The sequence below is a fragment of the Allobosea sp. RAF48 genome (assembly GCF_052114025.1).
Lineage (GTDB): Bacteria > Pseudomonadota > Alphaproteobacteria > Rhizobiales > Beijerinckiaceae > Allobosea.
Genome location: NZ_JBFRDZ010000006.1, coordinates 1 through 26,005, shown reverse-complemented (window position 1 = coordinate 26,005; position 26,005 = coordinate 1). Strand labels below are relative to the sequence as shown.

The following is a 26,005-nucleotide window of genomic DNA, read 5'->3' as shown; positions in this document are numbered from 1 at the left end:
CTGCGTCCGAGCCACCGGGCCGATAGAGCCTGGAGCAAAGAATTCTTGGAGGAAACGCGTGCAGCTTCAACGAACGGCACGACTATTGCCGCTGCTTGCGCCGGTGCATCTGCTCATCCTGAGCGTGATCGTACTGCCGTCGCTCTATGTCGTCTGGCTGAGCCTGAACACGTCGAGCTTCGGCCAGGCGCCGCGCTTCGTCGGCCTGCAGAACTACTGGCGTGTCCTCACCGATCCCGCCTTCCACAGCGCGCTCTGGAACACCGTCGTCCTCGTCGTCGTCGCCGTCCATCTGGAACTCGCCGTCGGCCTTGGCATGGCCCTGCTCTTTGCCAGCGGCCTGCCCTTCCGCCGTTTCCTGCTCGTCGCCGTGCTCGCGCCCTATGCGGTCAGCGAGGTCACCGCCGTGGTGATGTGGCGCTTCCTGTTCGATCCCGATGCCGGGCCGATCACGCTCGCCCTGCACGCACTCGGCCTGCCCTCACTCGACTGGTCCTTCGAGCCCTCGCACGCGATGGTCCTGATCGGCCTTTTGACGATCTGGCTGCACCTGCCCTTTACCTTCGTGATCGTCTACGCGGCACGCCTCGCCATTCCAGCTGAGCTCTACGAAGCCTCACGGATCGACGGCGCATCGCGCTGGCAGGCGTTCCGACAGGTCACACTGCCGCTGCTAGCCCCGGCGATGCTGATCGCCCTGCTCTTCCGCTACATCTTCGCTTTTCGCCTGTTCTCGGAGGCCTGGCTTCTGACCAAGGGCGGCCCGGCCCGCTCGACCGAGGTCGTGGCGATCTATCTCTATCAGGAGGCCTTCAGCTTCAACGCCTTCGGCCCGGCCGCAGCAACCGCCTGGATCATGGTGCTGGCCTCGCTGCTGCTCGCCGGCGCCTATGTCTTCCTGCTCAAGCGCGGAGGCGTCGCCCATGCGCACTGAGCGACTTCTCATTGGCGCCGGAAAGGCACTCGCCGTCGCCGCGATCCTGTTCTGGTCGCTGTTCCCGATCCTGTTCATCGCGATGTCCTCGCTGAAGCCCGGCCAGGACATCTTCGCGGTGCCGCCGAAATGGCTGTTCACCCCGACGTTCAAGCACTATGCCGAGCTCTGGCGCTCGTGGGGCGTATTCTTCGAAGGGCTGCTCAACAGCCTGCTGATCACGGTCGGCGCGACGCTGCTCGCCATCGTCGCCAGCGCCTGTGCCGGCTATGTCTATTCGCGCAATTCCGGGCGCTGGCTCGGCGCGAGCCTGCTCGGGCTCATCATCGTCCGGCTGATCCCGCCGATCGTGGTGACGCTGCCGCTCTTCCCGATCGTCAACTGGCTCGGGCTCAGCGACACCCATCTCGTGCTGATCCTGCTCTACGCGACATTCTTCGTCTCGCTGGGCACGGTGCTGATGCGCACCTTCATGGACCAAATCCCGCGCGAGCTGGACGAGGCCGCCGCGATGGACGGCGCCAGCCGCATGACCATCCTGCGGAAGGTCATCGCGCCGCTGGCGATGCCCGGCGTGCTCGCCGTCGCGGTCTTCGTGATCGTGTTCTCGTGGAACGAGTTTCTCTTCGCCTTCATCTTCACCGCGACCAAGGCCAAGACCGCCCCGCTCGTGATCTCCGAGATGATCGGCTCCATCGACGGCGTCGACTGGGGGATCCTCTTCGCCGCCGCGACGGTGCAGCTCGTGCCCGTCCTCATCTTCGTCGTCTTCATGAACCGCTACCTCGTGGCCGGCCTCACCGCCGGTTCGACGAAGGGGTAGCCAACTAGAAAGAGGGAGGAAGCCATGTCGAATAAGCCGGAAACCAAGCTCACCCGCCGCGCTTTCGTCGCCGGAGCCACAGGCGCAGCCGCCGCGCTCGCGGTCGGACCAGCGCTCGCCGCGGGCAAGACGCTGAACGTGCTCAGCCACAAGGTCCACCAGACCGTGCTCGGAAGCGGCGACGGCGACCTGATGGCCGCCTGGCGCAAGGCCAACGATGCCGAGAGCGCCTTCACCACCTTCGACTCGAACCCGCTGCAGGATCGGCTCTTCCGCGAGGCCAGCCTGAAGGAGACCGAGTACGGTGTCGGCTATCTCATCGACAACCGGCCGACATCGCAGATCGCCGCGCTGTTCGAACCGCTCGGCCCCTATCAGGACAAGGACGCGATCGAGGATTTCGGCGACATCGCGTCAGGCCTCGTGCAGGGCATGACGGTCGACGGCAAGCTGATCGGCATCCCGGTCCGCCATGCGACGCAAGGCCTGTTCTACAACGAAGCGCTGTTGGAGGAGGCCGGCATCTCCGCCCCGCCGACGACTCTGGAAGAGCTGATCGAGCAGGCGAAGAAGACGACCTTCACCTCCAAGGCCGGCACGCCGGTCACCGGCATGGTGCTGGCCAGCGATCTCGCCGTCTTTCCCGTGATGTTCGCCCGCGCCTATGGCGGCGATTTCATCAGCCCCGATCTCAAGCTGGTGCCGAACCGCGAGGCGCTGGAGCAGGGGCTGGGCGCTCTGCGCGCTATGTTCGAAAGCGGCAGCCTGCCGCGCAGCTACGCCACGACCAAGAATGACGACCAGGTCACCTGGCTGCAGCAGGGCCGCGCCGCCTTCACCGTGCTGCCCTTCGCGCGGGGCGCGCAGCTCAACAATGCCGAGCAGAGCAAGTTTCCCGGCAAGATCAAGGCGGTCCCCTTCCCCGGCTCAAAGGCGATCCAGGGCAAGATGCCGATGGCCTCGGTCGTCGAGGCCTGGGCGATGTCGATCCCGAAGAACGCGAAGGACAAGGCTCTGGCCTGGAGCTTCATCAAAGAGGTCTCCAGCAAGCGCGTGACCTTGGGCATGGCGCTGAACGGCAACGGCCCGGTGCGCGTCTCGACCTATGCCGACGAGAAGCTGAAGGCCGGCAATGCGCTGGCTGCCGTCGAGGCCAAGGTTCTGGCGACGGCGCGCGGCGCCTTCCCGCCCTTCCCGGAAGCCGCCCGCGCCCAGGCGACCTTCCTCGAGGAGGTCCAACTCGCCGTGCTCGGCCGCAAGCCGGTCAAGGATGCCGTCTCCGCGATCATCGAGCGCGTCAAGCCGATGATGCCGGCCTGATCACCCTTTCGACCTGCGGGGCTTCCGCCCCGCAGGCGCTCGCTTCATTCGTTGCACCCTGAAGGAACCTAGCCATGTCGACCGCCGCGACCCGCTTCATCGAAGAGCCGGCCCGCCCCATCCCCGTCTCCGCCGAATATGACGTGCTCGTCGTCGGCGGCGGCCCATCGGGCCTCACCGCTGCGCTCGCGGCAGCCGAGGACGGCCTGCAGGTCGGGCTGATCGAGAGCCGCAGCTTCGTCGGCGGCAACATGACGATCGGCCTGCCGGTGCTCGGTTTCCTCGGCCAGAAGGGCAACCAGATCATCGACGGCCTGCCGCAGAAATTCATCGAGCGGCTACGCCGGGAACGCCAGGGCGCGAGCGAGCACCGGCCCTGCCCGCTCCATATGGGCATTACGCTGGTCGAGCCCGAGGCGGTGAAGACGGTGGCGCTGGAGATGCTGACGGAGGCCGGCGTCGACGTGCTGTTCTACACCTTCTTCGCCGGCGCCCTGGTCGAGAACGACACGATCCGCGGCGTTATCACCGAGAGCAAGAGCGGCCGCACCGCCATCCTCGCCAAGGTCGTGATCGATTGCAGCGGCGATGCCGACGTCGCCTACAGCGCCGGCGTGCCGACCGAGAAGGGCAATGCCGAGGGCGGCATGCAGCCGCCGACGCTGATGTTCTGCCTCGCCGGTGTCGATACCGATGCCTTGAGACTTTCCATCGCCAATGCCCCGCCGGCCGCGCGAACCTATCTCACCGATTTCATCCCGGCCGAGTATTTCGGCCAGAACCACCAATTCATCGTCGTCGGCATGCGCGAATTGATGGCGAAGGCCAAGGCCGAGCGCAATCTGCAGATCCCGAACGAGCGCACGATCATCATCACAGGGCTGAAGAAGGGCGAGGTCTGGATCAACATGACCCGCGTCAAGGGCACGGATGGCACGGACGCCCGCAGCCTGACCAAGGGCGAGATCGAGGGCCGCGCCCAGATCGACGACATCGTCGCCTATCTCATCGGCTATGTGCCGGGTTTCGAGAAGGCCTATTTCACCAAGACCGCCCCCTTCCTCGGCATCCGCGAGACGCGCCGCATCCGCGGCCAATATGTGATGACGCAGGAGGACGTGCTCGCCTGCACGCATTTCGACGACGCGATCGCGGTCGCGAGCTATCCGATCGACATCCACCGCCCGTCGGACGATGGCTGCACCCTGATCTGGTGCGGCGACTGTTACGACATCCCCTATCGCTCGCTGGTGCCGCAGAAGATCGGCAACCTGCTGGTGGCCGGCCGCAGCATCTCAGCGACGCACGAAGCGATGGGCGCGATCCGCGTCATGGCAACCTGCATGGCGATGGGAGAAGCTGCCGGCCGCGCCGCCAAGATCTCCGTGCGCGGCAACCGCCCGCCGGCCGATATCGATGTCGGAGAACTGCGCCGCCAGCAGCTTGAGCGTGGCGTCTATCTGCGCAATCCCGACGGCACGCGCGCCGGGCCGCCGAACCGCGCCGCCGCCTGATATGCCCGGGCATTTCATCGGCATCGATGTCGGCACCGGCAGCGCCCGGGCCGGCATCTTCGACGAGCAAGGGCGCATGCTCGCGACAGCGAAGCGCGACATCGCGCTCTATCGTGACGGGCCCGATATCGCCGAGCAGTCAAGCGCGGATATCTGGCAGGCAGTCTGCGCCAGTGTGCGCGAAGCGATGGCGGAAGCCGGGCTCGCGCCGGACGACATCACCGGCATCGGCTTCGACGCGACCTGTTCGCTGGTCGTGCTCGGGCCGGGCGGGAAGCCCCTCCCGGTTGGCCCGCATGGCGACGCGAACCGCGATGTCATCGTTTGGATGGATCACCGCGCCATCGAGCAGGCCGAACGCATCAACGCGACGCGCCATCCGGTCCTCGCCTATGTCGGCGGCACGATCTCGCCGGAGATGGAAACGCCCAAGCTGCTCTGGCTGCGCGAGAATCTTCCGACGACCTACGACGCCGCCTGGCAATTCTTCGACCTGCCGGATTTCCTGACATGGCGCGCGACCGGCTCGCTGGCGCGCTCGATCTGCACGGTCACCTGCAAATGGACCTATCTCGCTCATGAAGGGCGCTGGGATGCGAGCTATTTCCGGCAGATCGGCCTCGGCGATCTCGCCGATGACGGCTTCTCACGGATCGGCACCGAGATCGTTCCGGGCGGCAGCGCTCTCGCACAAGGGTTGACCGAACAGGCCGCCAACGAACTCGGCCTGAACACCGGCACCGCCGTCGCCGCCGGGCTGATCGACGCCCATGCCGGCGGGGTCGGCTCGGTCGGCGTGCGCTCGCCACACGGCACGGCGCTGACCCGCATGGCCTATGTCTTCGGCACCTCGGCCTGCACCATGGCGAGCAGCGCAGAGCCGATCTTCATCCCCGGCATCTGGGGACCCTATTTCTCGGCGATGGCGCCGGGCCTCTGGCTCAGCGAAGGCGGACAATCCGGCGCCGGCGCCGCAATCGAGCAGCTCATCGGCTTTCATCCCGCGGCGCCGGAGGCGCAGCGCCTTGCCGAAGCCGAGGGCCTTTCGCTACCGGACTGGCTCGCGGCACAGGCGGCTCGGCATGCCGCCTCGCCTTCGGAGGCAGCCCGCCTCGCCGCCGAGATCATCGTCGTGCCCGACTTCCTCGGCAATCGCTCGCCCCATGCCGATCCGCAGGCACGGGCCGTGATCGTTGGGCTCGGCATGGAGCGCGACCTCGACAATCTCGTCGCGCTCTATGTCGCCGGCCTCACCGGCATCGGCTATGGCCTGCGCCAGATCATCGAGGCCAGCCGGGCCAAGGGCGCGATGATCGAGGCGATCGTGCTGAGCGGCGGCGCGGGACGCCAGCCCCTGATCCGGCAATTGCTAGCGGATTGCGCCGGGCTGCCGCTGTTGGCGCCGGATGATGTCGACCCCGTCCTGCTGGGCTCCGCCATGCTCGCGGCTACAGCCGCGAAGGCATTTCCCGGCCTTGGCGAGGCCATGACCGGGATGGCGTCGGGCGCCGCCATCTTCACACCGGCAGCAGGCGACATCGCCGACCTGCACGCAGGCCGCCTCGCCGCTTTCGAAACATTGCAGACGGCGGCCCATACGGCCCGCGACCTCATGCGGCCCGTGCGTCATCAAGCTCGACCGGAGACCTCAACGTGACCCAGGACCTGACCGGAAAGACCGCCGCGATCACCGGAGCGGCCTCGGGAATCGGCCTCGCCTGCGCGAAACGGCTGCTTGCCGCCGGATTGCGCGTCGTCCTCATCGACCGTGACAGTAAGGCCCTCGCGAAGGTCTGCGCGCCTCTCGGCCCCCATGCCATTCCGCTCGTCGTCGACCTGACCGATCCCGCTTCCGTCGCCGGCATGCTGCCTGAGATTCTCGACAAGGCCGGGCCGCTCGACATCTTCCATGCCAATGCCGGCGCCTATGTCGGGGGGCCGGTCAGCGAAGGTGATCCAGATGCCTGGGACCGCATGCTCAATCTCAACGTCAACGCCGTCTTCCGCAGTATCCACGCCGTGCTGCCGCATATGATCGCCCGCAAGACCGGCGACATCCTCGTGACCAGCTCGGTCGCCGGCGTCGTCCCGGTGGTCTGGGAGCCGATCTACACCGCCTCGAAACATGCGGTGCAGGCCTTCGTCCACACGCTGCGCCGCCAGGTCATTCCGCACGGCCTGCGTGTCGGCGCCGTCCTGCCCGGCCCGGTGGTGACAGCGCTGATCGCCGACTGGCCAAAGGAAAAGCTCGATGCCGAACGCGCCCGCGGCGGCCTGATCGAGGCCGAAGAGGTGGCTGAGGCCGTGCATTTCATGCTGACCCGCCCGCGCAACGTCACGATCCGCGACCTCGTGATCCTGCCGCAGAGCACGGATCTCTAGCCGGCAACGGTCTTCGGCCGCAGCGAGGTGAATGAACCTTTAAAATACAATTGTGTCATCAAACATTCATTTGTATGATCCAAGGCAAAGCCGCTGCCCGGCGCTCGCACCGGGATGAGACGGTCGCCCGATGAAGTGGCGAATTCCGGAGGGAACATGCAGCGTATCGTGCAGATTTCCGACACGCATCTGAGTCCGACCAAGCGGCATTTCGCCGATAATTGGGCTCCGCTGACGGACTGGCTCGCCGCACAGGCGCCGGACCTCGTCATCCATACCGGCGACGTCACGGTCGATGGCGCGGATATCGACGAGGACATGCGTCATTGCCGCGCCCTGCTCGATACGCTGGGCGTGCCGGTGCTCAGCATCCCCGGTAATCACGACGTCGGCGAGGCCTATCATCCGCATCAGCCGGTGAACGACGCCCGCCTCGGGCGCTGGCGCCAGCATCTCGGCGAAGACTTCTGGGTCCGCGATCTCGAAGACTGGCGACTGATCGGCCTCAACTCGATGCTGTTCGGCAGCGACGAGGCCGAGGAAAAGCGCCAACTCGACTGGCTCGACCGTCAGATCGCAGGGGCGCAAGGACGCCGGCTCGGCTGGTTCCTGCACCGCCCGCTTTTCGTCCAGGCGCCCGACGAGGGCGACATGGGCTACTGGAGTGTTCCGCCGCGGCCACGCGCGCATCTGCTCGATCTCATCAGTCGCCACGAGGTCGCCTTCGTCGCCAGCGGCCACCTGCACCGCGCGCATGACTTCACGATCGCCAGCACGCGCTACATCTGGGGGCCCTCATCCGGCTTCGTCGTGGGTCCCGAATTGCAGCCGGGCATGGCCGGTACGACGACGCTCGGTGCCGTCTCCTATGTCTTCGACGGACGGGACTTCTCCGCCGAGATCCACGAAATATCCGCGCTGAAGACGCTCTGGATCGACGACGTGATCCACGAGGTCTACCCGCCGCGCGCTGCCTGAAACGCCTCCCGGCCGCCAGCGGGCGCCGGGCCGAAACACGCCCAACGATGAGCCCGCAGGGCCGCAGAAAGGCGAAGCCATGGCCAAGGTCACACTCTCCTCGATCGCCAAATCGTTCGGACCGACGAAGGTCCTGGGCGGCGTCGATCTCGATATCGCCGATGGCGAGTTCCTGACGCTGGTCGGCCCGTCCGGCTGCGGGAAATCGACGCTGATCCGGATCATCGCCGGACTGGAGCATCAGGACGGCGGCAGCGTCGCGATCGGCGGCAATGGCGTCGACCATCTGCGCCCGCATGAGCGCCGCGTCGCCATGGTCTTCCAGTCCTATGCGCTCTATCCGCATATGAGCGTCGGCGCGAACATCGCCCTGCCCCTGACGATGTCGCGGCTCAAGCTCTGGCAGCGCCTGCCGCTACTGCGGCAGATCTCAGCCCAGCGCAGGACCGTGATGCGCGGCATCGAGGCCGATGTCGCGGCAGTGGCGACACAGCTCCAGCTCGACCATCTGCTCGCCCGCAAACCGGCCCAGCTTTCCGGCGGGCAGCGCCAGCGCGTCGCGCTCGGTCGCGCGATGGTGCGCAACCCCGACGTCTTCCTGATGGACGAGCCGCTCTCGAATCTCGACGCCAAGCTGCGCGTCCATATGCGCACGGAGCTGGCCGAGCTGCACAAGCGCCTCGGCGCGACCTTCATCTATGTCACGCACGACCAGGTCGAGGCGATGACGATGTCCGACCGCGTCGCGATGATGGATTCAGGCTCCGTGCTGCAGCTGGGCACGCCCTCCCAGCTCTACGAGAAGCCGGCGTCGCTCAAGGTCGCGCAATTCATCGGTAGCCCCACGATCAACCTGCTGCCGGCGACGGTCGCGCAGGGTGGGCGCCTCGAACTCTTCGGCCGGCCGCTGGCGCTCGCGGTTCCGCTCGCCGCGGGACAGGCGGTGACGCTCGGCATCCGTTCCGAGGCGCTCACCCTCGTCTCGGGCGAGCCCGGCGGCCAGGGCCGGGCCTGGTTCTCGGCCCGCCTGCGGCGGAAAGAGAATCTCGGCTCCGAGTACATCCTGCATTTCGATCTCGCCGGGCGCGACGCGGCCGGCGTGACGATGCGCGCGACGCCGACCGTAGCCGCCGGTGTCAACGAGGCTGCCGAGGTCACGCTCTGCTTCGACGAGGCCGCAGCCCATGTTTTCGCCGCCGATGGCGAGCGCATCGAGCCACGCAGCCCCGGTGCTGCGACCGGTTCCGTCGTGCCGCTGAGGGCCGGCGCATGACGCTCGCCCTCGCCTCGCCCGCCGGCTTTGCCTCCGCCGCGCGCCGCAGGCTCTGGATCGAGCGCGTCACCGGACTCGGCTTCGCGCTGCCCGCCTTCATCCTGCTCCTGCTGACGATCCTGCTGCCGCTCGCCGTCCTGCTATGGCTCAGCCTGACGAACTACGAGTTCGGCGGCACCGACATGGACTGGGTCGGCCTCGCGAATTTCCAGAAGGCGCTGGCCGATCCGATCATCCGGCGCTCGCTCGTCAACACGCTGCTCTATGTCGCCATCGTCGTGCCCGGCGGTGTGTTCGGCGCCTTGCTGATCGCCGTGCTGGTGCATCGGCGCAAGCGCACCCGCTCCTTCTACGAGGTCGTCTATTTCCTGCCGGTGACCTCGACGCTGATCGCCATGGCGACGGTTTGGCAATTCCTGCTCCATCCCTCGCTCGGCCCGGTCAACGGCCTGCTGAAATGGCTCGGTTTCGCGCCAATCGCCTTCCTCAGCGAGCCCTCGACCGCGCTGGCGACGCTCGCCGTGATCGGCATCTGGCAGCTGATCGGCTTCAACATGATCCTGTTCCTGGCCGGGCTGACCGCGATCCCGCGCGATCTCTACGAGGCCGCCGATATCGACGGCTGTTCCAGCGGCATCGACCGTTTCCTGACCATCACCTGGCCGCTGCTCGGGCCGACGACGATGTTCGTCCTGGTCACCACGATGATCACCGCCTTCAAGATCTTCGACACGGTGGCGGTGATGACGCGCGGCGGCCCGGTCGGGTCGACCGAGGTGCTGCTCCACAACATCTATCTCGAAGGCTTTCAGTACTTCCACACCGGCTATGCCGCAGCGCTGACCTTCATCTTCCTCGCCTTCATCCTCGTCTTCTCGGCCGTGCAGACCTTCGCCCTCGACAAGAAGGTGCACTACTGATGGCCGATCTCGCGCTCCCTGCCGCTCCGGTCACGCCCACTCATTCGGTGCTGCGCCGTTTCGTGACCATGGCTCTGGTTCATGGCGTGCTGATCGCCGGCGCCATCTTCATGCTGGCGCCGTTCATCTGGATGCTGGTGACCTCGATCAAGCCGCCGGCCGAGATCTTCAACGCCGAGATCTCGCTCTGGCCGAAGCGGTTCTACGGCCTCGAGAACTACGGCTTCGCGATGGAGAAGGCTCCCCTGCTGCGCTTCGCGCTGAACGGCGTCATCCTCTGTGGGGGAATCCTGATCGTGCAGCTTCTCGTCGCCATCCCCTGCGCTTATGCGCTGGCGAAGCTCGATTTTCCCGGCCGCAACGCGCTCTTCGTGCTGGTCCTGCTCGGGCTGTGCATCCCGGTGCAGGTGCCGGCGATGCCGCTCTATATCGCGCTCGCCCAGCTTGGGCTGCTCAACACCTATTTCTCGATGATGGTGCCGTTTTTCCTCTCGGTCTTCGCCATCTTCCTGTTCCGCCAGTTCTTCCGCAGCTTTCCCGACGACATCATCAACGCCGCCCGGCTCGACGGCATGAGCGAGTTCGAGATCGTCTGGCGCATCGTCACGCCGAGCGCCTGGCCGGCCATCGCCGCCTTCTCGGTGTTCTCGGCGGTAGCGCATTGGAACGATCTTTACTGGCCGCTGATCGTCATCTCCGACGCCAAGCTCGCGCCACCGCCGCTCGGAATGATGTTCTTCGCCGATGCCGAAACCGGATCGAATTACGGCGCGCTGACCGCCGCCGCGACGATCCTGACCGCACCGCTCGTCATCGCCTTCCTCGTCGCGAGGCGCCGCTTCATCGACGGCATCACCATGACCGGGGTGAAGTAGCCGGCAGCACTGCCGCACCCCCGCCCAAAGTTCAGGCCTGAAGCAACTGAAACCCGGCAGCCCTCCGCTGTCCATGCCAAGGAGATCACGCATGAAACCTCTCGGCAAAGCCCTTGCCGCGGCGGCATTGACCCTTCTCGCCTCGACGGCGGCGAAGGCCCAGGTCACGCTCGACGTGCTCTACGCCTTCCCGGCCTTCGCCAAGTTCCACGAGCCGATCGCCGCGGAATTCATGAAGAAGCACCCGGATATCAAGATCAATTTCCGGGCGCCGGCCGCGAGCTATGACGAAGGCCATCAGGCGATGCTGCGGTCTTCGGTGACCAACCAGCTGCCGGATGTCTATTATTCCGGCTTCCACCTGCTCACCGAACTCGTCGAGACCCTCGACAAGCGCAAGCAGGTCGTCGATCTCGGTCCGCTGCTGAAGGCCGAGCCGGAAGCCTGGCGCAAGGCCAATTACTCCGATGCTCTGCTCTCGCTCGGCCAGGTCGCCGGCAAGCAGGCGGGCCTCGCCTTCAACGCCTCGACGCCGCTGATGTATTTCAATGCCGAACTGGTGAAAAAGGCCGGCGGCGACCCCGACAAGATGCCCGATAACTGGGCCGACACGGTCGCGCTCGCCAAGAAGATCCGCAGCGGCGACACCGCCGGCGTGGCCTACAACATCCATGACTGGCCGGACGACTGGCTCTGGCGCGGCATGATCCTGCAAGGCGGCCATTCCATGCTCGCTCCCGATGGCAAGAAGGTCGCCTTCGGCGGCGAGGTTGGCGAAAAGACGCTCGCGACGCTGCGCAGCCTCGTCACTGAAGGCGGCATGCCGCTGATCGACTGGGATCAGTCGCGCCAGCAGTTCATCGCCGGCAAGATCGGCATCTTCTTCGACACCCCGGCCCGCCTGCGCCAGGTCACCGACCTGATCGGCGACCGCTTCACACTGAAGACTGCCCTCTTCCCGGTTGACGACAAGGCCAAGGGCAAGCTGCCGACCGGCGGCAACGCCGCGCTGATTACCGCCAAGGACACCGCCAAGCAGAAGGCCGCCTGGGAGTTCATCAAGTTCGTGACCGGCCCGGAAGCCCAGAAGATCGTCGTCGAGACCGCCGGCTACATGCCGACCAATCTGCGCGCCGGCGAAGATGCCTTCCTCGGCCCGTTCTACAAGGAGAACGCCAATTTCCGCACGATCAACGGCCAGGTCTCCCGCGCCGCGCCGTGGGAAGGCTACCCGGGCGGCAACTCGGTGCGCATCTGGCGCCAGCAGCGCGAGGTCGTCTCCGGCGTGATGCGCGGCGAGATCCAGCCCAAGGCCGGCATCGAGCGCATCGTCTCCGAGACCGAAGCCCTGATGAAGTAAGCGGCGGCGCTTCGTCGCCCGCTCAATGCCGCCCGGTCCTCACCCGGCCGGGCGGCTCTCCTGTTCCCGATTGCCGGACACGTTCCCAATGATCATCGCCCAGCTCAGCGACTTCCATGCCCGCCCGCACGGCAACCCAGCCTATGGCATCGTCGAGACCAATCCGGCGATCGAGCGGGCCGTCGACGAGATCCTGAAGCTGGAACCGCGGCCGGACTGCGTTCTGGTTACGGGGGATCTCTCTGATTGCGGCCTTCCGGAGGAATACGGCATCGTTCGCGCGGCGCTGCAGCGCCTGCCGATGCCGGTCTATGTCATTCCCGGCAATCACGACCGCCGCGACACCTTCGCAGCGGAACTAGGCCCGGCCCATCCTTACCTGCCGCAAACCGGCTTCCTGCACTACGTCGTCGACGATTTCCCGGTCCGGCTGATCGGGCTCGATACCGTCGTCGCGGGCGAGGATGGCGGCGAGATCTGCGCCGCGCGCGAGGCCTGGCTGGCTGAGCAGCTCGCACAAGGACAGGGCAAGCCCACCCTTGTCTTCATGCACCATCCGCCCTTCCCTGTCGGCGTGGACGGCATGGACATCATGCCCTGCAAGGTCTCGCCGGGCTTTGCCAAACTGATCGCTCGCCATCCCGAGATCGAGCGTGTGCTCTGCGGCCATTACCACCGGCCTATCCAGCTGCGCTTCGCCGGCACCATCGGCTATGTCGTGCCGGGAACGGCTCATCAGGTCGCCCTCGATCTCAGGCCCGGCACCGAGAACCGCTTCGTGATGGAGCCGCCGGCGCTCGCGCTCCATGTCTGGAAGCCCGGCCTCGGCATGATCAGCCATCTCCAGCCGATCGGCGACTATGGACCGCGCCGGGATTTCGTGCTCGATCCCGCCTATCCCGGAAAGCCGCAAATGGTGCCTGCTCGATGACCGAACCACGCCTTCTCGCCCTGCTCGACCAGGCCGATGCCCTCGCCCGCCGCGCTGGCGACGTGCTCGTGCAGATGCAGGGCGCCGAGCTYGGCGTCACCCGCAAGGAGCTGAACGACGTGGTCACGGCGGCCGACCTCGCCTCCGAGCGCCTCGTGATCGACGGCCTGCGCGTGCTGACACCGGAAGCCGCGATCCTCTCGGAAGAGGCCGGCTTCTCCGGCTCAGAGCAGGCGCCGTGCTGGATCATCGACCCGCTCGACGGCACGGTGAACTACGCCTCTGGCCTGCCCTGGTTCTCCGTCACGCTGGCCTATCAAGAGCAGGGCCGCACCGTGCTCGGCCTCACCCATGCCCCGCTCCTCGGGCTTTCCGCTCGCTTCGCCGAAGGCGGTATCGCGACCGTCGATGGCCGACCGGCGCGCGTCTCGGCCACGACACGCCTCAGCGACGCCGTCGTCTCGATCTGCCTGACCTCGCATTACAGCACCGAGGACGCGAACCGGACGAGCGATGTTATCCGCCGTCTCGCCGGCCTGTGCCGCGGCGTGCGGGTCATCGTCTCCGGCGGGCTGGAAATGTCGCTGGTCGCGGCGGGGCGGCTCGACGCCTTCATCGGCCTCAAGGCCGATATCGTCTCGCATGCAGCAGCAATGCCGCTGGTAAGGGCAGCCGGTGGCAAGGTGACGACGGTCGACGGCCGGGATTCGCTCGACGAGGACCTGGAGAAGGTCGTGACGAACGGCCTGATCCACGACGAGCTGTTACAGGCGATCCGCAGCGCCTGACGCGGCGGCCCGTCAGGCCGGCGCCGGGCTCTCCAGCACGGCCGCCGCCGCATCCTCGTCCGTGATCAGCACCGAGGCGAGCTTCCCGCGCAAGGTGGCCGCGATGACCTCCGCCTTGTTCATCCCGCCGGAGGCGAGGATCACGGTCGGGATCCGGCGCAGGGCGTCGAGCGGGAGCGCGATGGCGCGGCGATTGATCGGATGCGCGATGGCCTGCCCGTGGCGGTCGATGAACTGGCCGAGCATATCGCCAACCGCGCCTGCTTCCGTGAGCTCGGCGACACGGACATCGCCCGGCAAGCCATAACGCACCAGCAGCGAGCGCTCGCTCAGGTCGCCGGCGCTGAGGATCGCGACATCGGTCGCCCTGATCCGGGCGAAGGCTGCCTCGAACACGTCCTGCGCCAGAATGGTGTCGCGCGATTGCGGCGCCCCGGCATAGATGGGCGCCGCCAGGTAATGGCATTGCGCCTGCCAGAGCCGGGCGAAATGGCTGGCGATCTCGAATGTGTTGATCTCGATGCCATAGGTCAGCCCGCCCATCATCGAGGTGACCGCGAGGTCGCGATACTGCCCGGGGCGGATATGGCGAATGGTTTCTCGCAGCGTCCCGCCCCAGCCGACACCAAAGACGCCGGTGGGGTTCTCCTCGATGACCCGCGAGACGAACTCGCCGGCCGCCTTGCCGATCTGCGCTGCGATCTGATCGGGATCGGCGGGGCTGGGCACGACGATCGCGTCTTTCAGGCCGAACTGCGCCATCAGCGCGCGCTCCAGCCGGACGCAGCTCTCCAGCCGGGAATTGATGGTGATGTTGACGAGCCCGCTGCTGCGAGCCTCGACCAGAAGCCGGTTGACGCGCAGGCGGGTCATCTTCAGCCGGTCCGCAATCTCCGCCTGGGTCAAACCTTCCATGTAATAGAGCCAGGCGGCTCGAACTTGCGTCTGCGGTTCCTCCGGCATGGCGGTATCCTGATGCGATGGGCTCCGCCTGCGAGGCGGTCGGCATGGTCTTCGAAGCTGGCTTACATCGCTTTCAGGCCACCCCACAACGCGCAGAGCCGCGGCGGTTTCGCGCTTGACGCAAACCAATGTAAATCAGAAAATACATTTGTCGAAGGCCTTCCGCGAAACGAGCGCAGACTTCCATGTCCAATGCCATCTTCCTCCACGCCGCAGGCGATGCCCGCGTCGCCCCGTTCAACCTTCGCGAGGGAGCGGCGGGGGAAACCCTGCTCGATGTCGCCGCCGTCGGCCTCTGTGGCAGCGACCTGCATTATTACAAGGATGGCGGCATCGGCTCGGCGGTGATCGCGACGCCCTTCGTGCCCGGCCACGAGTTCAGCGGCTGGCTGACCGAGGACCTGCCGGAGCTCGGCTTGACGCGCGGCGCCCTCGTCGCCGTCGATCCCAACCAGGCCTGCGGCCGTTGCGAGCATTGCCGAAATGGCCATCCCAATCTCTGTCCCGACGTCGTCTTCATCGGGGCTCCCCCGCATGACGGGGCGATGACGGAGCGGATCTGGGTGCCGAAATCGCAGATCGTGCCGGTGCCCGAGACCTTCTCGCCGAGCGAGGCGGTGATGCTCGAACCTCTCGGCGTCGCGATCCATGCCGTTGATCTCGCCAAGCCGCGCCTGCTCGAACGCGTGGCGCTGATCGGCTGCGGCCCGATCGGCCTGCTGATCCTGCAGGTGCTGCGCACGGCCGGCGTCGGCGAGATCCTGGCCTGCGATCCGCAGCCGCATCGCCGCGAGCTGGCGCTGAAGCTCGGCGCGAACAAGGCCGGCGCCAGCGTCGCCGACATCGCCGAATGGACGAAGGGCGAAGGAATGCCCCTCGTCATCGAGGCGACCAACGCCCCCGAAGGTTTCCGCGACGCCATTCGCGCCGCCCGCATCGGCGGCCGCGTCGTGCTTGTCGGCATCCCTGACGGCGACAGCTATGTGATCCCGGCCGCGGAAGCCCGTAGGCGCGGGCTCAACATCAAGTTCTCGCGCCGGATGGGCCATGTCTATCCGCGCGCGATCGAACTGGTGGCGCTCGGCAAGGTCGATGTCGAGGCCGTGGTCAGCCATCGTTTCCCTCTTGCAGAAGGGCCGGCCGCCTTCCGCCGTCATGCGTCGAATGAAGACGGTATGGTCAAGAGCATGATCTATCCGGGCGACTTGCCAGCGGACCATCGCTGAAGCCCGACTCCGCTGAACCCGCGCCACAGGCCCTGATGTGACCTATATCGGCATCGATCTCGGGACGTCGTCGGTCAAGGCCGTGCTTGTCGATGACCGGCAGCATGTGCTCGGCTCAGTGGCGCGAGAGCTGGCCATCGCCCGCCCCTTCCCGCTCTGGTCCGAGCAGGCCCCCGCCGACTGGATCGCCGCGACGCTGGATGTCTTGCACGGCCTCAAGAGCGCAGCCCCCGAGGCTTTTCGCCGTTGCGCTGGCATCGGCCTCTCCGGGCAGATGCATGGCGCGGTTCTGCTGGACGAATGCGATCAACCGCTACGCCCGTGCATGCTCTGGAACGACGGCCGCGCCGCCGCCGAATGCGCCGGGATCGAAGCGAGCGAGCCGGATTCCCGTGCGATCACCGGCAACATCGCCATGCCCGGCTTCACGGCGCCCAAGCTGCTCTGGGTTCGCCGGCACGAACAGGACATCTTCCGGCGCACCCGCAAGGTGTTGCTGCCGAAGGCCTATCTGAGGCTGGCATTGACCGGCGAGGCGATCGAGGAGATGTCCGACGCCTCCGGCACGCTTTGGCTCGATACCGGCCGTCGCGTCTGGTCTGACCGGATGCTGGCTGCGACCGGGCTCGATCGCAGCCACATGCCCGCCCTCGTCGAGGGCTCGCAACCTGCCGGCCGCATGCGCCCCGAACTCAGCCACGAACTCGGCTTCGACGCCCCGCCTCTCTTTGCCGGCGGCGCAGGCGACAATGCCGCAGGAGCGGTCGGGCTGGGCGCCGTCGCGCCGGATAGCTGCTTCCTGTCGCTCGGCACATCCGGCGTGCTCTGGCGCACCACCGCCGGCTTCGAACCGCGCGCCGGCAGCGCCGTCCATGCCTTCTGCCATGCCCTGCCCGATCGCTGGCACCAGATGTCGGTCCATCTCTCGGCTGCCGCGAGCCTGAACTGGTGGGCCGCGGTCTGCGGACAGTCCGAAGCCGTGTTGCTGAGCGAGCTTCGTGCGCAGGTCGAGCAACCGTCACCGGTGCTGTTCACGCCCTATCTGTCGGGTGAACGCACCCCTCACAACGATCCGCAGATACGCGGCCTCTTTGCCGGCCTCGGCCACGAGACCGATCGCAAAGCCATGACCCAGGCCGTTCTGGAGGGCGTCGCCTTCGCATTTCGGGATGGCAAGGAAGCGCTTGAAGCCGAGGCATCGTCGATCAGCGAGGCCATGGCCATCGGTGGCGGGGCACGTTCGGATAGGTGGCTAGCGATCCTTGCCGACGTCTTGAACCTACCGCTGAGGCGCTACCGGCAAACCGAAGCCGGCGCGGCTTTCGGGGCGGCGCGTCTCGCGCGTCTCGCTTGCACCGACGAAAGTCCGGAGGCGGTCTGCACGCCGCCATCCGGCGAGGCCGATATCTTCACGCCGCACCCCGACAGGGTAGCGGCCTATGCCGAGCGCCACGCCCTCTGGCGTCGTGCCGCGGAGGTCTGTCGCACGCTGCGCTGACCGAGATGAAGTTTGACAGATTGTCGGGCGAATGCTCTTCATGTGAGCATCCGTTCAAATCAACTGTTGTCCGATGCCCTCACCGCACCCGCCCTTCGACCTCGTCATCCTCGATTGCGACGGCGTGCTCGTCGACAGCGAAACCATCAGCTGCCGGACCCTGGTCGATCTTCTCTCGCCTTTCGACGAGAGCTATGATCTCGAGGCGGTCATGCGCCGCTATCTCGGCCGGCCGGCCAGCGCAGTCATCGAGGATTACGAGAGAATGACCGGGCGCCCGGCCTCGGCTGATTTCACGCAGGACTGGAGGGCGCAGCTCTTCGCGGCGTTCAGACGCGACCTCCAGCCGGTCGATGGCGTCCGCGATGCCGTCGAAGGCCTGAGCAGTGACTATTGCGTGGCTTCGTCCAGCGACGAGGAGCGCATCGAGCTTTGCCTGCGCAAGACCGAACTCTGGGACCTGTTCGCCGGACGGATCTTCAGCACGACGCGCGTGAAGCGCGGCAAGCCCGCGCCCGACCTCTTCCTGCTGGCGGCAAGCGAGCGCGGCGTCGCGCCCGAGCGCTGCCTGGTGATCGAGGACAGCGTCAGCGGCGTGACCGCGGCGAAGGCGGCGGGCATGACGGCCTATGGCCTCGCCGCCGGCAGCCATTTCGCCGTGCTCGACCAGCGCCAGGCCTTGCTGGCAGCCGGAGCCGACCGCCTCTTCGAATCCTGGCGGGAGCTTGCCCTCGCACCGGCACCCCACTGAGACCGCGATGGCCGACAACGACAGCACCCGCCTCGAAGACGCCGCCCGCGCCGGCTGGCTCTACTACATCGCCGGGCGCACGCAGGACGACATCGCGCAGATCCTGAACATCTCGCGCCCGGCAGCGCAACGCCTCGTCTCGCTCTGCCGCAGCGAGGGCCTGATCAGCTTCCGGATGAACCATCCGATCAGCACCTGCATGGACCTCGCGGCCAGACTGCGCGACCGCTTCGAGCTGCTGCATTGCGATGTTGCCCCCTCCGACGGCTCGCCGGAAACGGGCGCAGCTGGCATCGCCGCGCTGGGCGGCGTGCTGATCGAACGCTGGCTGCGCTCGCGCAAATCCCTGGTCATGGCGCTCGGCACCGGCCGCTCGATGCGCGCCAGCATTGAGCGCGTGCCCTCGATGTCCTGCCCGCTGCACCGGCTGGTTTCGCTGGTCGGAACGATCTCGCCGGACGGATCGGCCAGCCCGTTCGACACGCTGGTCAAGCTCGCCGAGATCACCAAGGCACAGCATTTCCCGATGCCGCTGCCACTTTATGTGTCGAGCCCCGAGGAGCGCGCCCAGCTGGTCGAGATCGAGTCGATCCGCCGCATCCGCGCCATCGCCGGCGAGGCCGATCTCTGGGTCATGGGCATCAGCCAGATCGGCGAGGACGCCGTGCTCTATCGCGACGGGTTCATGAATCGCAGCGAATTGCTCGACATGGTCCGCCACGGCGCCGTCGGCGAAGTCACCGGCTGGGTCTTCGACGCGGAAGGCCGCTTCCTCGACCGCGGCACCAACCTGCGCGTCACCAGCGTCCCGCCGGAACCGGGCAGCAGCCGCCTGCGCATCTGCATCGGCCAGGGCCCGGCCAAGGCCCTGCCGCTGCGCGCCGCCCTGACCGGCAAGATCATCAACGGCCTCGTCACCGACGAGGACACCGCCCGCGCCCTGCTCGCGGACTGACCCCCACCCATCACCTCATTCATCCGCCCCGCGCGCGAGCGATTGCACGCGGCTGTCATCCGCCCGTCACCAACGGTTGACATAACAGGCCAGTGTGCGAGCATATGCTTCAACAAAGAGCATATGCTCGCAGAAGACGAATGAGGGAGGCTTTGACATGCGACCTTTCTATGGTGCTTTGGCGGGCGCAGGCGCCCTGCTGCTGACGGGGATATCCGCCGTGCAGGCGGCAACCGAAATCGAACTCTGGCACGCGATGAGCGGCGCGCTCGGCGAGCGCGTCGACGAGGTCGTGAAAAAGTTCAACGACTCGCAGAAGGACTACGTCGTCAAATCGATCGCCAAGGGCACCTATGACGAGGTCCTGAACGGCACGATCGCGGCCTATCGCGCCAAGCGCCAGCCCGAGATCGTGCAGTCGAACGAGCGCTCCTTCCTGACCATGGTCAATTCCGGCGCCATCGTTCCGACGAACGAATTGATGGCCGAGCAGGGCATGCCGCTCGACACCTCGAAATTCATCGCTCCGGTGGTCAGCTACTTCGCCATCAACGGCAAGCTGCAGGCGATGCCCTTCAACTCCTCGACGCCGATCCTGTTCTACAACCGCGACCATTTCAAAGCCGCCGGCTTCGACAAGCCCGGCGCGACCTGGCAGGAGCTGGAGCCGCAGCTCGACGCGATCAAGGCCAAGGGCGTCTCGAAATGCGCGATGGTGCTCCCCGGCGACTACGAGTGGAGCTTCCTCGAGAACTACAGCGCCGTGAACGACATCCCGTATGCGACCAAGCGCAACGGCATGGACGGGCTCGACACCAATTTCGTCTTCAACAAGGGCAAGCTCGTCGGCCAGGTCGAGCGGATGAAGCGCCTCGTCTCGTCGGGCGTGATGCAGCTCGCCGGCCAGGGCATCATCCCGATCCAGCTCTTCACCTCCGGCGAGTGCTCGACGATCATCGCCTCCACCGCTTCGCACGCCGCCGTCGTTGCGGCCGCCAAGTTCGACTGGAGCGCGAGGGAAATCCCCTATGAGCAGGGCGTCACGCCGCGCAATAGCGTCATCGGCGGCGCCGCGCTCTGGACCCTGAAGGGCCATACGCCGGAGAAGTACAAGGCCGTCGCCGCCTTCTACGACTTCCTCGCCAAGACCGACACCCAGGTCTGGTGGCACCAGGCGACGGGCTATGTCCCGGTCACGACCGCCGCCTATGATGCCGCCAAGGCGCAGGGCTATTACGAGAAGAACCCGACCCGCGAGATCGCGGTGCTCCAGCTGATGCGCGGCACGCCCAGCGACAATTCGCTCGGCTTCCGCATCGGCAACAGCAACCAGATCAATGTCGCGATCATGGAAGAGGTCTCGGCCGCCTTCCTCGGCAAGAAGCCGGTGCAGCAGGCGCTCGACGATGCCGTGTCGCGCGGCAACGAGGCGCTGCGTCGCTACGAGCAGCTCAATGCTGGCAAGAAATAAGTCGGCTGGCCTTCCCGCGGCGGCTGGTGGAGGCGGTCCACGCCTCCGCTCGCCGCTGCGGCGCCTTTTCCTGAAGGGTGCCGAGGATGGTCAGGCGGAAAGCGGGCTCAAGCGCGCGCATTTCAAGGAATGGCGTCTGCCCTTCTGGCTGCTCGCACCGCAGCTCTTCATCCTGCTGCTGTTCTTCTTCATCCCCTCGATCAGGGCGCTGATCCAGGCTTTCCAGTTGACCGACCCGTTCGGCGCCACGACCCAATGGGTCGGCTTCCAGAATTTCGAACGGCTCTTTCGCAGCAACGTCTACTGGTCCTCGGCGCAGGTCACGCTGATCTTCACGATCGCGCAGAACGTGCTGACCCTGTCGCTGGCGCTGCTGCTGGCCTTCGCCTCGAACCACATCCTGCGCGGCCGCGGTGCCTATCGCACCGTGCTGCTGCTGCCCTATGCCATCGCGCCCGCGATCGCCGGCATCATGCTCGCCTTCCTGTTCAATCCCCGCGTCGGCCCCGTCGCCCATATGCTGCAGGGGATGGGGCTGGACTGGGACCCTAACCGCAATTCCTGGCATGCGCTCGCGCTGGTCGTGATGGCCGCCTCGTGGAAGCACATCTGCTACAACTACATCTTCCTCGTCGCGGCCCTGATGTCGGTGCCCCAGTCGATCCTCGAATCCGCCTATCTCGATGGCGCGGGGCCGATCCAGCGCTTCCTGCGCATCTCGCTGCCGATGATCGCGCCGACGCTGTTCTTCCTGATCGTCATCAACTTCGTCTACGGGCTGTTCGAGACCTTCGCCATCGTCGACGCGACCACGCGCGGCGGCCCGGCCGGCGCCACCTCGATCCTCGTCTACAAGGTCTATCAGGACGGCTTCGTCACACTCGATCTCGGCTCCTCGGCCGTGCAATCCGTCGTGCTGATGGCACTCGCGCTGCTCCTGACCTTTGCGCAGTTCCGCTTCGTGGAGCGCCGCGTGAACTACAGCGTCTAGGCCCGCGATGAACGAGCGCACCCCCGTCATCGACGCTCTCTGTCACCTCATCCTGCTGGTGGGCGCGGCACTCGTCTGCCTGCCGATCTATTTCGTCTTCGTCACCGGATCGCTGACGCAGCAGGAGATCATGCGTGTGCCGATGTCCTGGCTGCCCGGCAGCCAGTTCTTCGCGAATACGCAGACGGTGCTCAGCAGCGCCAATTTCGGCCGGCTCCTGCTCAACTCCTTCATTATCGCAACCGGCATCACCATCGGGAAGCTCGCGGTCTCGGTGATCGCGGCCTTCGCCGTCACCTATTTCCGCTTCCCCTTCCGGATGACGGCCTTCTGGCTGATCTTCATGTCGCTGATGCTGCCGATCGAGGTGCGCATCGTGCCGACCTATGAATCCGCCGCGAATGTCGCGCTGCCGCTCAACATCCTCGGTTCCTGGCTCGGCATCCAGGCGCTGGTCGATCTCGACTGGAACCTGGTCAACACCTATTCCGGCCTGATCCTGCCGCTGATCGCCTCGGCGACCGCGACCTTCCTGTTCCGCCAGTTCTTCCTCACCATCCCTGACGAGCTCTGCGAGGCCGCGCGCATCGACGGCGCCACGCCCTGGCAGTTCTTCCGCCTGATCCTGCTGCCGCTCTCGCGCTCGAACATCGTGGCGCTGGCGATCATTCTCTTCCTGATGGGCTGGAACCAGTATCTCTGGCCGCTCCTGCTCACGACCGAGCCGGCCATGGCCAATGCCGTGATCGGCCTGAAGAAGCTGATGCCGCAGAGCGACTCGCTGCCGACCTGGCATCTCCTGATGAACGCGGCCTTCCTGACAATGCTGCCGCCGACCATCGTCATCCTCATCCTCCAGCGCTGGTTCGTGAAGGGGCTGGTGGATAGCGGCAAATAACCGCTCACCCGGCAAGCAAGGCTCATCGACATGCGGATCATCGGTCATCGCGGCGCGCGCAACATCTGGGCGGAGAACAGCCTGAGCGGCTTCCGCAACGTCTGCGCCCTCGGCGTCGACGCCGTGGAGCTCGACGTGCATCTCTCCAGCGACGGCGAGATCATGGTGATTCACGATCCGCTGCTGGAACGCACCACCGATCACAAGGGGCCGGTCGCGCATCTGTCGCGCGCGGCGCTCGCCAAGGTCACGCTCGACGACACGCTGGGAGAGACGATCCCGACCTTGCCGGAGGTGCTCGACGTCTTCGGCCCGACCGGGATCGAGCTCGAAATCGAGATGAAGATGGATGCCTTCGGCAATCCCTATCCCGGCCTGCTCGACAAGGTCATCGCGCTGGTCGAAGCGCGCAAGATGGCCTCGCGCGTCGTGCTGACCTGCTTCGTCCCGGAGGTCATCGAGGAAATCCGGGCGAAGGCGCCGCATATGCGCCGGCTCGCCTCGGTCGACCGTCGCTCCTGCGAGGCCTTCGGGGGCGTCGATCGGACCTTGCAACGCTTCGTCGATCTCGGCTGCATCATCGCCGTCGAACAGTCGCTGCTGCGGCTCTGCGTCGACCGCGCCGTCGGCATCGTCGGGCGCGACAAGCTCGGCGCCTGGGTGCCCAATACGGTACGCGATCTCGATTTCTGGCTCAGCCAGCCGATCGCGCAGATCACCAGCGACCGCCCGGACCTCGCCTTGATGCTGCGCAAGGCTAGGCAGGCCTGAGCCATGGCAGTGCGCCTCTCCCGCGCGACGCTCGGACAGCTCGGCCCGGCGGTCAGCGTTCCCAGTTATCGCGCGGAAGAACTGAGCCCCGGCATCGTCCATATCGGCGTCGGCAATTTCCACCGCGCGCATCAGGCCGCTTATCTCGACGAATTATTCGAGCGCGGGCGCGATCATGACTGGGCGATCATCGGCACCGGCGTGCGCGAGAGCGACGCCGAAATGGGCCAGGATCTCGCCGCGCAGGATTTCCTGACGACGGTCGTGACGCAGGAGGCAGAGAGATCGCAGGCTCGCGTCACCGGCGCGATGATCGATTTCGTCGCTCCGGGCAATGGGGCCGCGATCCTCGAACGGCTCGCCGATCCCCGCACGCGGATCGTCTCGCTGACCGTCACCGAAGGCGGCTATTACATCGATCCGGCAACGCAGGCCTTCGATCCCGGCCATCCCGATATCGTGGCCGATGCCGCCGATCGCCTGGCATCTCCGAAGACCGCCTTCGGCCTGATCGCCGCCGGGCTTCTCAGGCGGCGCGCAGCCGGCCTGCGACCCTTCACGGTGATGTCCTGCGACAACCTGCCGGGCAACGGCCATGTCACGGCGGATGCGGTTGCGGGGCTCGTGGACCTGATCACCTCCGCGGACGCGCGCTGGATTCGCGAGTGCGTCGCCTTTCCCAACGGCATGGTCGATCGCATCACGCCGGCGACATCCGAGCGCGAGCGCCAGGCGCTGCGCGACGATTTCTGCATCGCGGACAGCCGCCCGGTCTTCTGCGAGGGTTTCCGGCAATGGGTGCTGGAGGATCATTTCCCTGCCGGCCGCCCGCGCCTCGAAGAGGTCGGTGTGCAGTTCGTCGCCGATGTCGCGCCGTTCGAGCTGATGAAGATCCGCATCCTCAATGGCGGCCACGCGGCGATCGCCTACCCCGCCGGTCTTCTCGACATCCACTTCGTCCATGAGGCGATGCAGGACACTCAGATCGCTCGCTTCCTCTCGGCCCTGCTCGACGACGAGGTCATCCCTGTCGTCCCGCCGGTGCCTGATACCGATCTGGCAGACTACAAGCGCACGATCGAGCGGCGCTTCGCCAATCCGAAGATCGGCGACACCATTCGCCGGCTCTGCCTCGACGGCTCGAACCGCCAGCCGAAATTCATCCTGCCGACTCTGCGGGATGCCTTGCAGGCCGGGCTGCCAGTCGACGGGCTCGCGCTCGTGAGTGCGCTCTGGTGCCGGTACTGCTACGGCGAGACGGAAAGCGGGCAGCCGATCGCGCCGAACGATCCGAGTTGGTCGCGGCTTACCGCGCAGGCGCAACAGGCCCGATCCGCGCCGGAGACTTGGCTGCAGATGCGGGACATCTATGGACATCTGGCGGATGATCCGCGCTTCCGGGAGGCGTTCTCTCAAGCGCTGCAGCGCATCTGGCGATCAGGGACCCGCGCCAGCATCGACACCTTTCTCGCATCACGCTCCGCTTCCGAGATGCGGCTCTAAGCATTTCTCCCCGAAAGCGGACGATTGTAGCGTCGGGATTGGGCCAGCTTTGCCCGTTGGTGGCTGCTGACAAGAGCTCGACGAAGCGCCCTTCCACGCTGCAGGTTGCCAACTCGACAGCCGGGGGAAATGATGCGCTGTTTTCAGGAGACGCGACTATGGCGATCGGTACCGTGAAGTGGTTCAACGCGACGAAGGGTTTTGGCTTCATCCAGCCTGACGATGGCGGCCAGGATGTCTTCGTCCATATCAGCGCCGTGGAACGGGCTGGTTTGCGCGAGCTGCGCGACGGTCAGAAGGTTTCCTACGAGCCTGCTCAAGACAAGCGCTCCGGTCGGACCTCAGCCGAGCAACTGCAAGCCCTGTAGAAACGGCTCGAAGGCTACGCATCGCCGTCGGGCTCATCCGGGGACTGCGGATCGTCCTTCTCACCGATGGCGGCGAGCGGAATCCCGCCAGCAAGCAACCTATCCTTGCTAAGCAGTCCGGCATCCTCGAGCCTCTCGAAATCCGGCAGATCGCGCAGGGTCTCGAAACCGAACTGCGACAGGAACGCTGGCGTCGTCACATAGGTATAGGGCGCGCCGGGCTGCGGGCTGCGCGGTCCTGCGGCGATGAAGCCGAGCTTGCGCAAATGGCCGATCGTGTCGCGGCTGACCTCCTTACCAAAAACCTGGCCAAGCTCGGCGCGGGTGATCGGCTGGAAATAGCCGATACACAACAGCACCAAACTCTCGGACTGCGACAAGGCCTTGTCGCAGCGCTCGCCAAGCCCGGTCGCCGTCCGGATCGCGACCGCGAATCCCTTCTTCGTCCGGTGCTGCCAGCCGCCGGCGACAGAAACGAGCTCGTAGGGTCGGCCGGCCAACTCATCGCGGAT

The 26,005-nt window shown here is 66.2% G+C and carries 25 protein-coding genes; 23 read left to right on the top strand and 2 right to left on the bottom strand.

All coding sequences use genetic code 11. The features are described 5' to 3' along the window. Positions 1-58 precede the first annotated feature (58 nt). The 13 genes from AB4Z10_RS12805 to AB4Z10_RS12745 all read left to right on the top strand — a co-directional run bounded on the left by AB4Z10_RS12805 (position 59) and on the right by AB4Z10_RS12745 (position 14,098). Positions 59-934, top strand: a complete 876-nt coding sequence (locus tag AB4Z10_RS12805; RefSeq protein ID WP_441470774.1) for a carbohydrate ABC transporter permease — start codon at positions 59-61, stop codon at positions 932-934. After that, positions 924-1,757 carry a carbohydrate ABC transporter permease gene (locus AB4Z10_RS12800; RefSeq protein ID WP_441470773.1) on the top strand — a complete coding sequence of 278 codons (834 nt, stop codon included), beginning with the start codon at positions 924-926 and terminating at the stop codon, positions 1,755-1,757. The genes AB4Z10_RS12805 and AB4Z10_RS12800 overlap by 11 nt, the downstream gene beginning before the upstream one ends. Positions 1,758-1,781: 24 nt before the next feature. After that, positions 1,782-3,077: an ABC transporter substrate-binding protein gene (locus AB4Z10_RS12795; protein ID WP_441470772.1), complete on the top strand. Its 1,296-nt coding sequence runs from the start codon at positions 1,782-1,784 to the stop codon at positions 3,075-3,077. Between the two features lie 74 nt (positions 3,078-3,151). Next, positions 3,152-4,591, top strand: a complete 1,440-nt coding sequence (locus AB4Z10_RS12790; RefSeq protein WP_441470771.1) for an FAD-dependent oxidoreductase — start codon at positions 3,152-3,154, stop codon at positions 4,589-4,591. A gap of 1 nt (position 4,592) precedes the next feature. After that, a complete protein-coding gene (locus tag AB4Z10_RS12785) occupies positions 4,593-6,248 on the top strand; it encodes an FGGY-family carbohydrate kinase (RefSeq protein WP_441470770.1) in 1,656 nt (551 codons plus the stop codon). Beyond that, positions 6,245-6,973 (top strand): SDR family oxidoreductase, encoded by a 729-nt coding sequence (locus AB4Z10_RS12780; RefSeq protein ID WP_441470769.1) that lies wholly within the window; start codon positions 6,245-6,247, stop codon positions 6,971-6,973. The genes AB4Z10_RS12785 and AB4Z10_RS12780 overlap by 4 nt, the downstream gene beginning before the upstream one ends. A 156-nt stretch (positions 6,974-7,129) precedes the next feature. Further along, positions 7,130-7,951: a metallophosphoesterase family protein gene (locus AB4Z10_RS12775; RefSeq protein ID WP_441470768.1), complete on the top strand. Its 822-nt coding sequence runs from the start codon at positions 7,130-7,132 to the stop codon at positions 7,949-7,951. 79 nt (positions 7,952-8,030) lie between these two features. After that, positions 8,031-9,224 carry an ABC transporter ATP-binding protein gene (locus AB4Z10_RS12770; RefSeq protein ID WP_441470767.1) on the top strand — a complete coding sequence of 398 codons (1,194 nt, stop codon included), beginning with the start codon at positions 8,031-8,033 and terminating at the stop codon, positions 9,222-9,224. Beyond that, complete coding sequence (locus AB4Z10_RS12765) at positions 9,221-10,144, top strand: carbohydrate ABC transporter permease (RefSeq protein ID WP_441470766.1); 924 nt, start codon at positions 9,221-9,223, stop codon at positions 10,142-10,144. The genes AB4Z10_RS12770 and AB4Z10_RS12765 overlap by 4 nt, the downstream gene beginning before the upstream one ends. A 68-nt stretch (positions 10,145-10,212) precedes the next feature. Next, complete coding sequence (locus tag AB4Z10_RS12760) at positions 10,213-11,019, top strand: carbohydrate ABC transporter permease (protein WP_441471079.1); 807 nt, start codon at positions 10,213-10,215, stop codon at positions 11,017-11,019. Positions 11,020-11,110: 91 nt separating this feature from the next. After that, a complete protein-coding gene (locus tag AB4Z10_RS12755; RefSeq protein WP_441470765.1) occupies positions 11,111-12,379 on the top strand; it encodes an ABC transporter substrate-binding protein in 1,269 nt (422 codons plus the stop codon). 88 nt (positions 12,380-12,467) lie between these two features. Continuing rightward, positions 12,468-13,310, top strand: coding sequence for a phosphodiesterase (locus tag AB4Z10_RS12750; RefSeq protein ID WP_441470764.1), 843 nt, complete (start codon positions 12,468-12,470; stop codon positions 13,308-13,310). Beyond that, on the top strand, positions 13,307-14,098 hold the full coding sequence (locus tag AB4Z10_RS12745; protein ID WP_441470763.1) for an inositol monophosphatase family protein: 792 nt from the start codon (positions 13,307-13,309) through the stop codon (positions 14,096-14,098). Before AB4Z10_RS12750 ends, AB4Z10_RS12745 begins: the two co-directional genes overlap by 4 nt. Positions 14,099-14,110: 12 nt before the next feature. On the opposite strand, the gene AB4Z10_RS12740 is transcribed toward AB4Z10_RS12745, so the two are convergent. Next, a complete protein-coding gene (locus AB4Z10_RS12740; protein WP_441470762.1) occupies positions 14,111-15,061 on the bottom strand; it encodes a sugar-binding transcriptional regulator in 951 nt (316 codons plus the stop codon). Positions 15,062-15,246: 185 nt separating this feature from the next. Between AB4Z10_RS12740 and AB4Z10_RS12735 the strand changes: the two genes are divergently transcribed. The 10 genes from AB4Z10_RS12735 to AB4Z10_RS12690 all read left to right on the top strand — a co-directional run bounded on the left by AB4Z10_RS12735 (position 15,247) and on the right by AB4Z10_RS12690 (position 25,493). Further along, the gene (locus AB4Z10_RS12735; protein WP_441470761.1) at positions 15,247-16,287 is read left to right on the top strand and encodes a zinc-dependent alcohol dehydrogenase; all 1,041 of its coding nucleotides are present in this window, start codon (positions 15,247-15,249) and stop codon (positions 16,285-16,287) included. 37 nt (positions 16,288-16,324) lie between these two features. Continuing rightward, positions 16,325-17,785: a xylulokinase gene (gene xylB / locus AB4Z10_RS12730; protein ID WP_441470760.1), complete on the top strand. Its 1,461-nt coding sequence runs from the start codon at positions 16,325-16,327 to the stop codon at positions 17,783-17,785. Between the two features lie 73 nt (positions 17,786-17,858). Beyond that, the gene (locus AB4Z10_RS12725) at positions 17,859-18,536 is read left to right on the top strand and encodes an HAD family hydrolase (protein ID WP_441470759.1); all 678 of its coding nucleotides are present in this window, start codon (positions 17,859-17,861) and stop codon (positions 18,534-18,536) included. A 7-nt stretch (positions 18,537-18,543) separates the two neighbouring features. Further along, positions 18,544-19,491, top strand: a complete 948-nt coding sequence (locus AB4Z10_RS12720) for a sugar-binding transcriptional regulator (protein ID WP_441470758.1) — start codon at positions 18,544-18,546, stop codon at positions 19,489-19,491. 157 nt (positions 19,492-19,648) lie between these two features. Further along, positions 19,649-20,962 (top strand): extracellular solute-binding protein, encoded by a 1,314-nt coding sequence (locus AB4Z10_RS12715; RefSeq protein WP_377845256.1) that lies wholly within the window; start codon positions 19,649-19,651, stop codon positions 20,960-20,962. Then, positions 20,946-21,953: an ABC transporter permease subunit gene (locus AB4Z10_RS12710; RefSeq protein WP_441470757.1), complete on the top strand. Its 1,008-nt coding sequence runs from the start codon at positions 20,946-20,948 to the stop codon at positions 21,951-21,953. The genes AB4Z10_RS12715 and AB4Z10_RS12710 overlap by 17 nt, the downstream gene beginning before the upstream one ends. 7 nt (positions 21,954-21,960) lie before the next feature. Continuing rightward, positions 21,961-22,851, top strand: coding sequence for a sn-glycerol-3-phosphate ABC transporter permease UgpE (gene ugpE, locus AB4Z10_RS12705; protein WP_441470756.1), 891 nt, complete (start codon positions 21,961-21,963; stop codon positions 22,849-22,851). Positions 22,852-22,881: 30 nt separating this feature from the next. Continuing rightward, on the top strand, positions 22,882-23,622 hold the full coding sequence (locus tag AB4Z10_RS12700; protein ID WP_441470755.1) for a glycerophosphodiester phosphodiesterase family protein: 741 nt from the start codon (positions 22,882-22,884) through the stop codon (positions 23,620-23,622). 3 nt (positions 23,623-23,625) lie between these two features. Then, positions 23,626-25,125 (top strand): mannitol dehydrogenase family protein, encoded by a 1,500-nt coding sequence (locus tag AB4Z10_RS12695; RefSeq protein ID WP_441470754.1) that lies wholly within the window; start codon positions 23,626-23,628, stop codon positions 25,123-25,125. A gap of 158 nt (positions 25,126-25,283) precedes the next feature. Continuing rightward, positions 25,284-25,493, top strand: coding sequence for a cold-shock protein (locus AB4Z10_RS12690; RefSeq protein WP_441470753.1), 210 nt, complete (start codon positions 25,284-25,286; stop codon positions 25,491-25,493). 14 nt (positions 25,494-25,507) lie between these two features. Here AB4Z10_RS12690 and scpB read toward each other — a convergent pair. Continuing rightward, positions 25,508-26,005, bottom strand: a 498-nt coding sequence (gene scpB / locus AB4Z10_RS12685; RefSeq protein ID WP_441470752.1) for an SMC-Scp complex subunit ScpB, incomplete at its 5' end; no start/stop codon positions are given.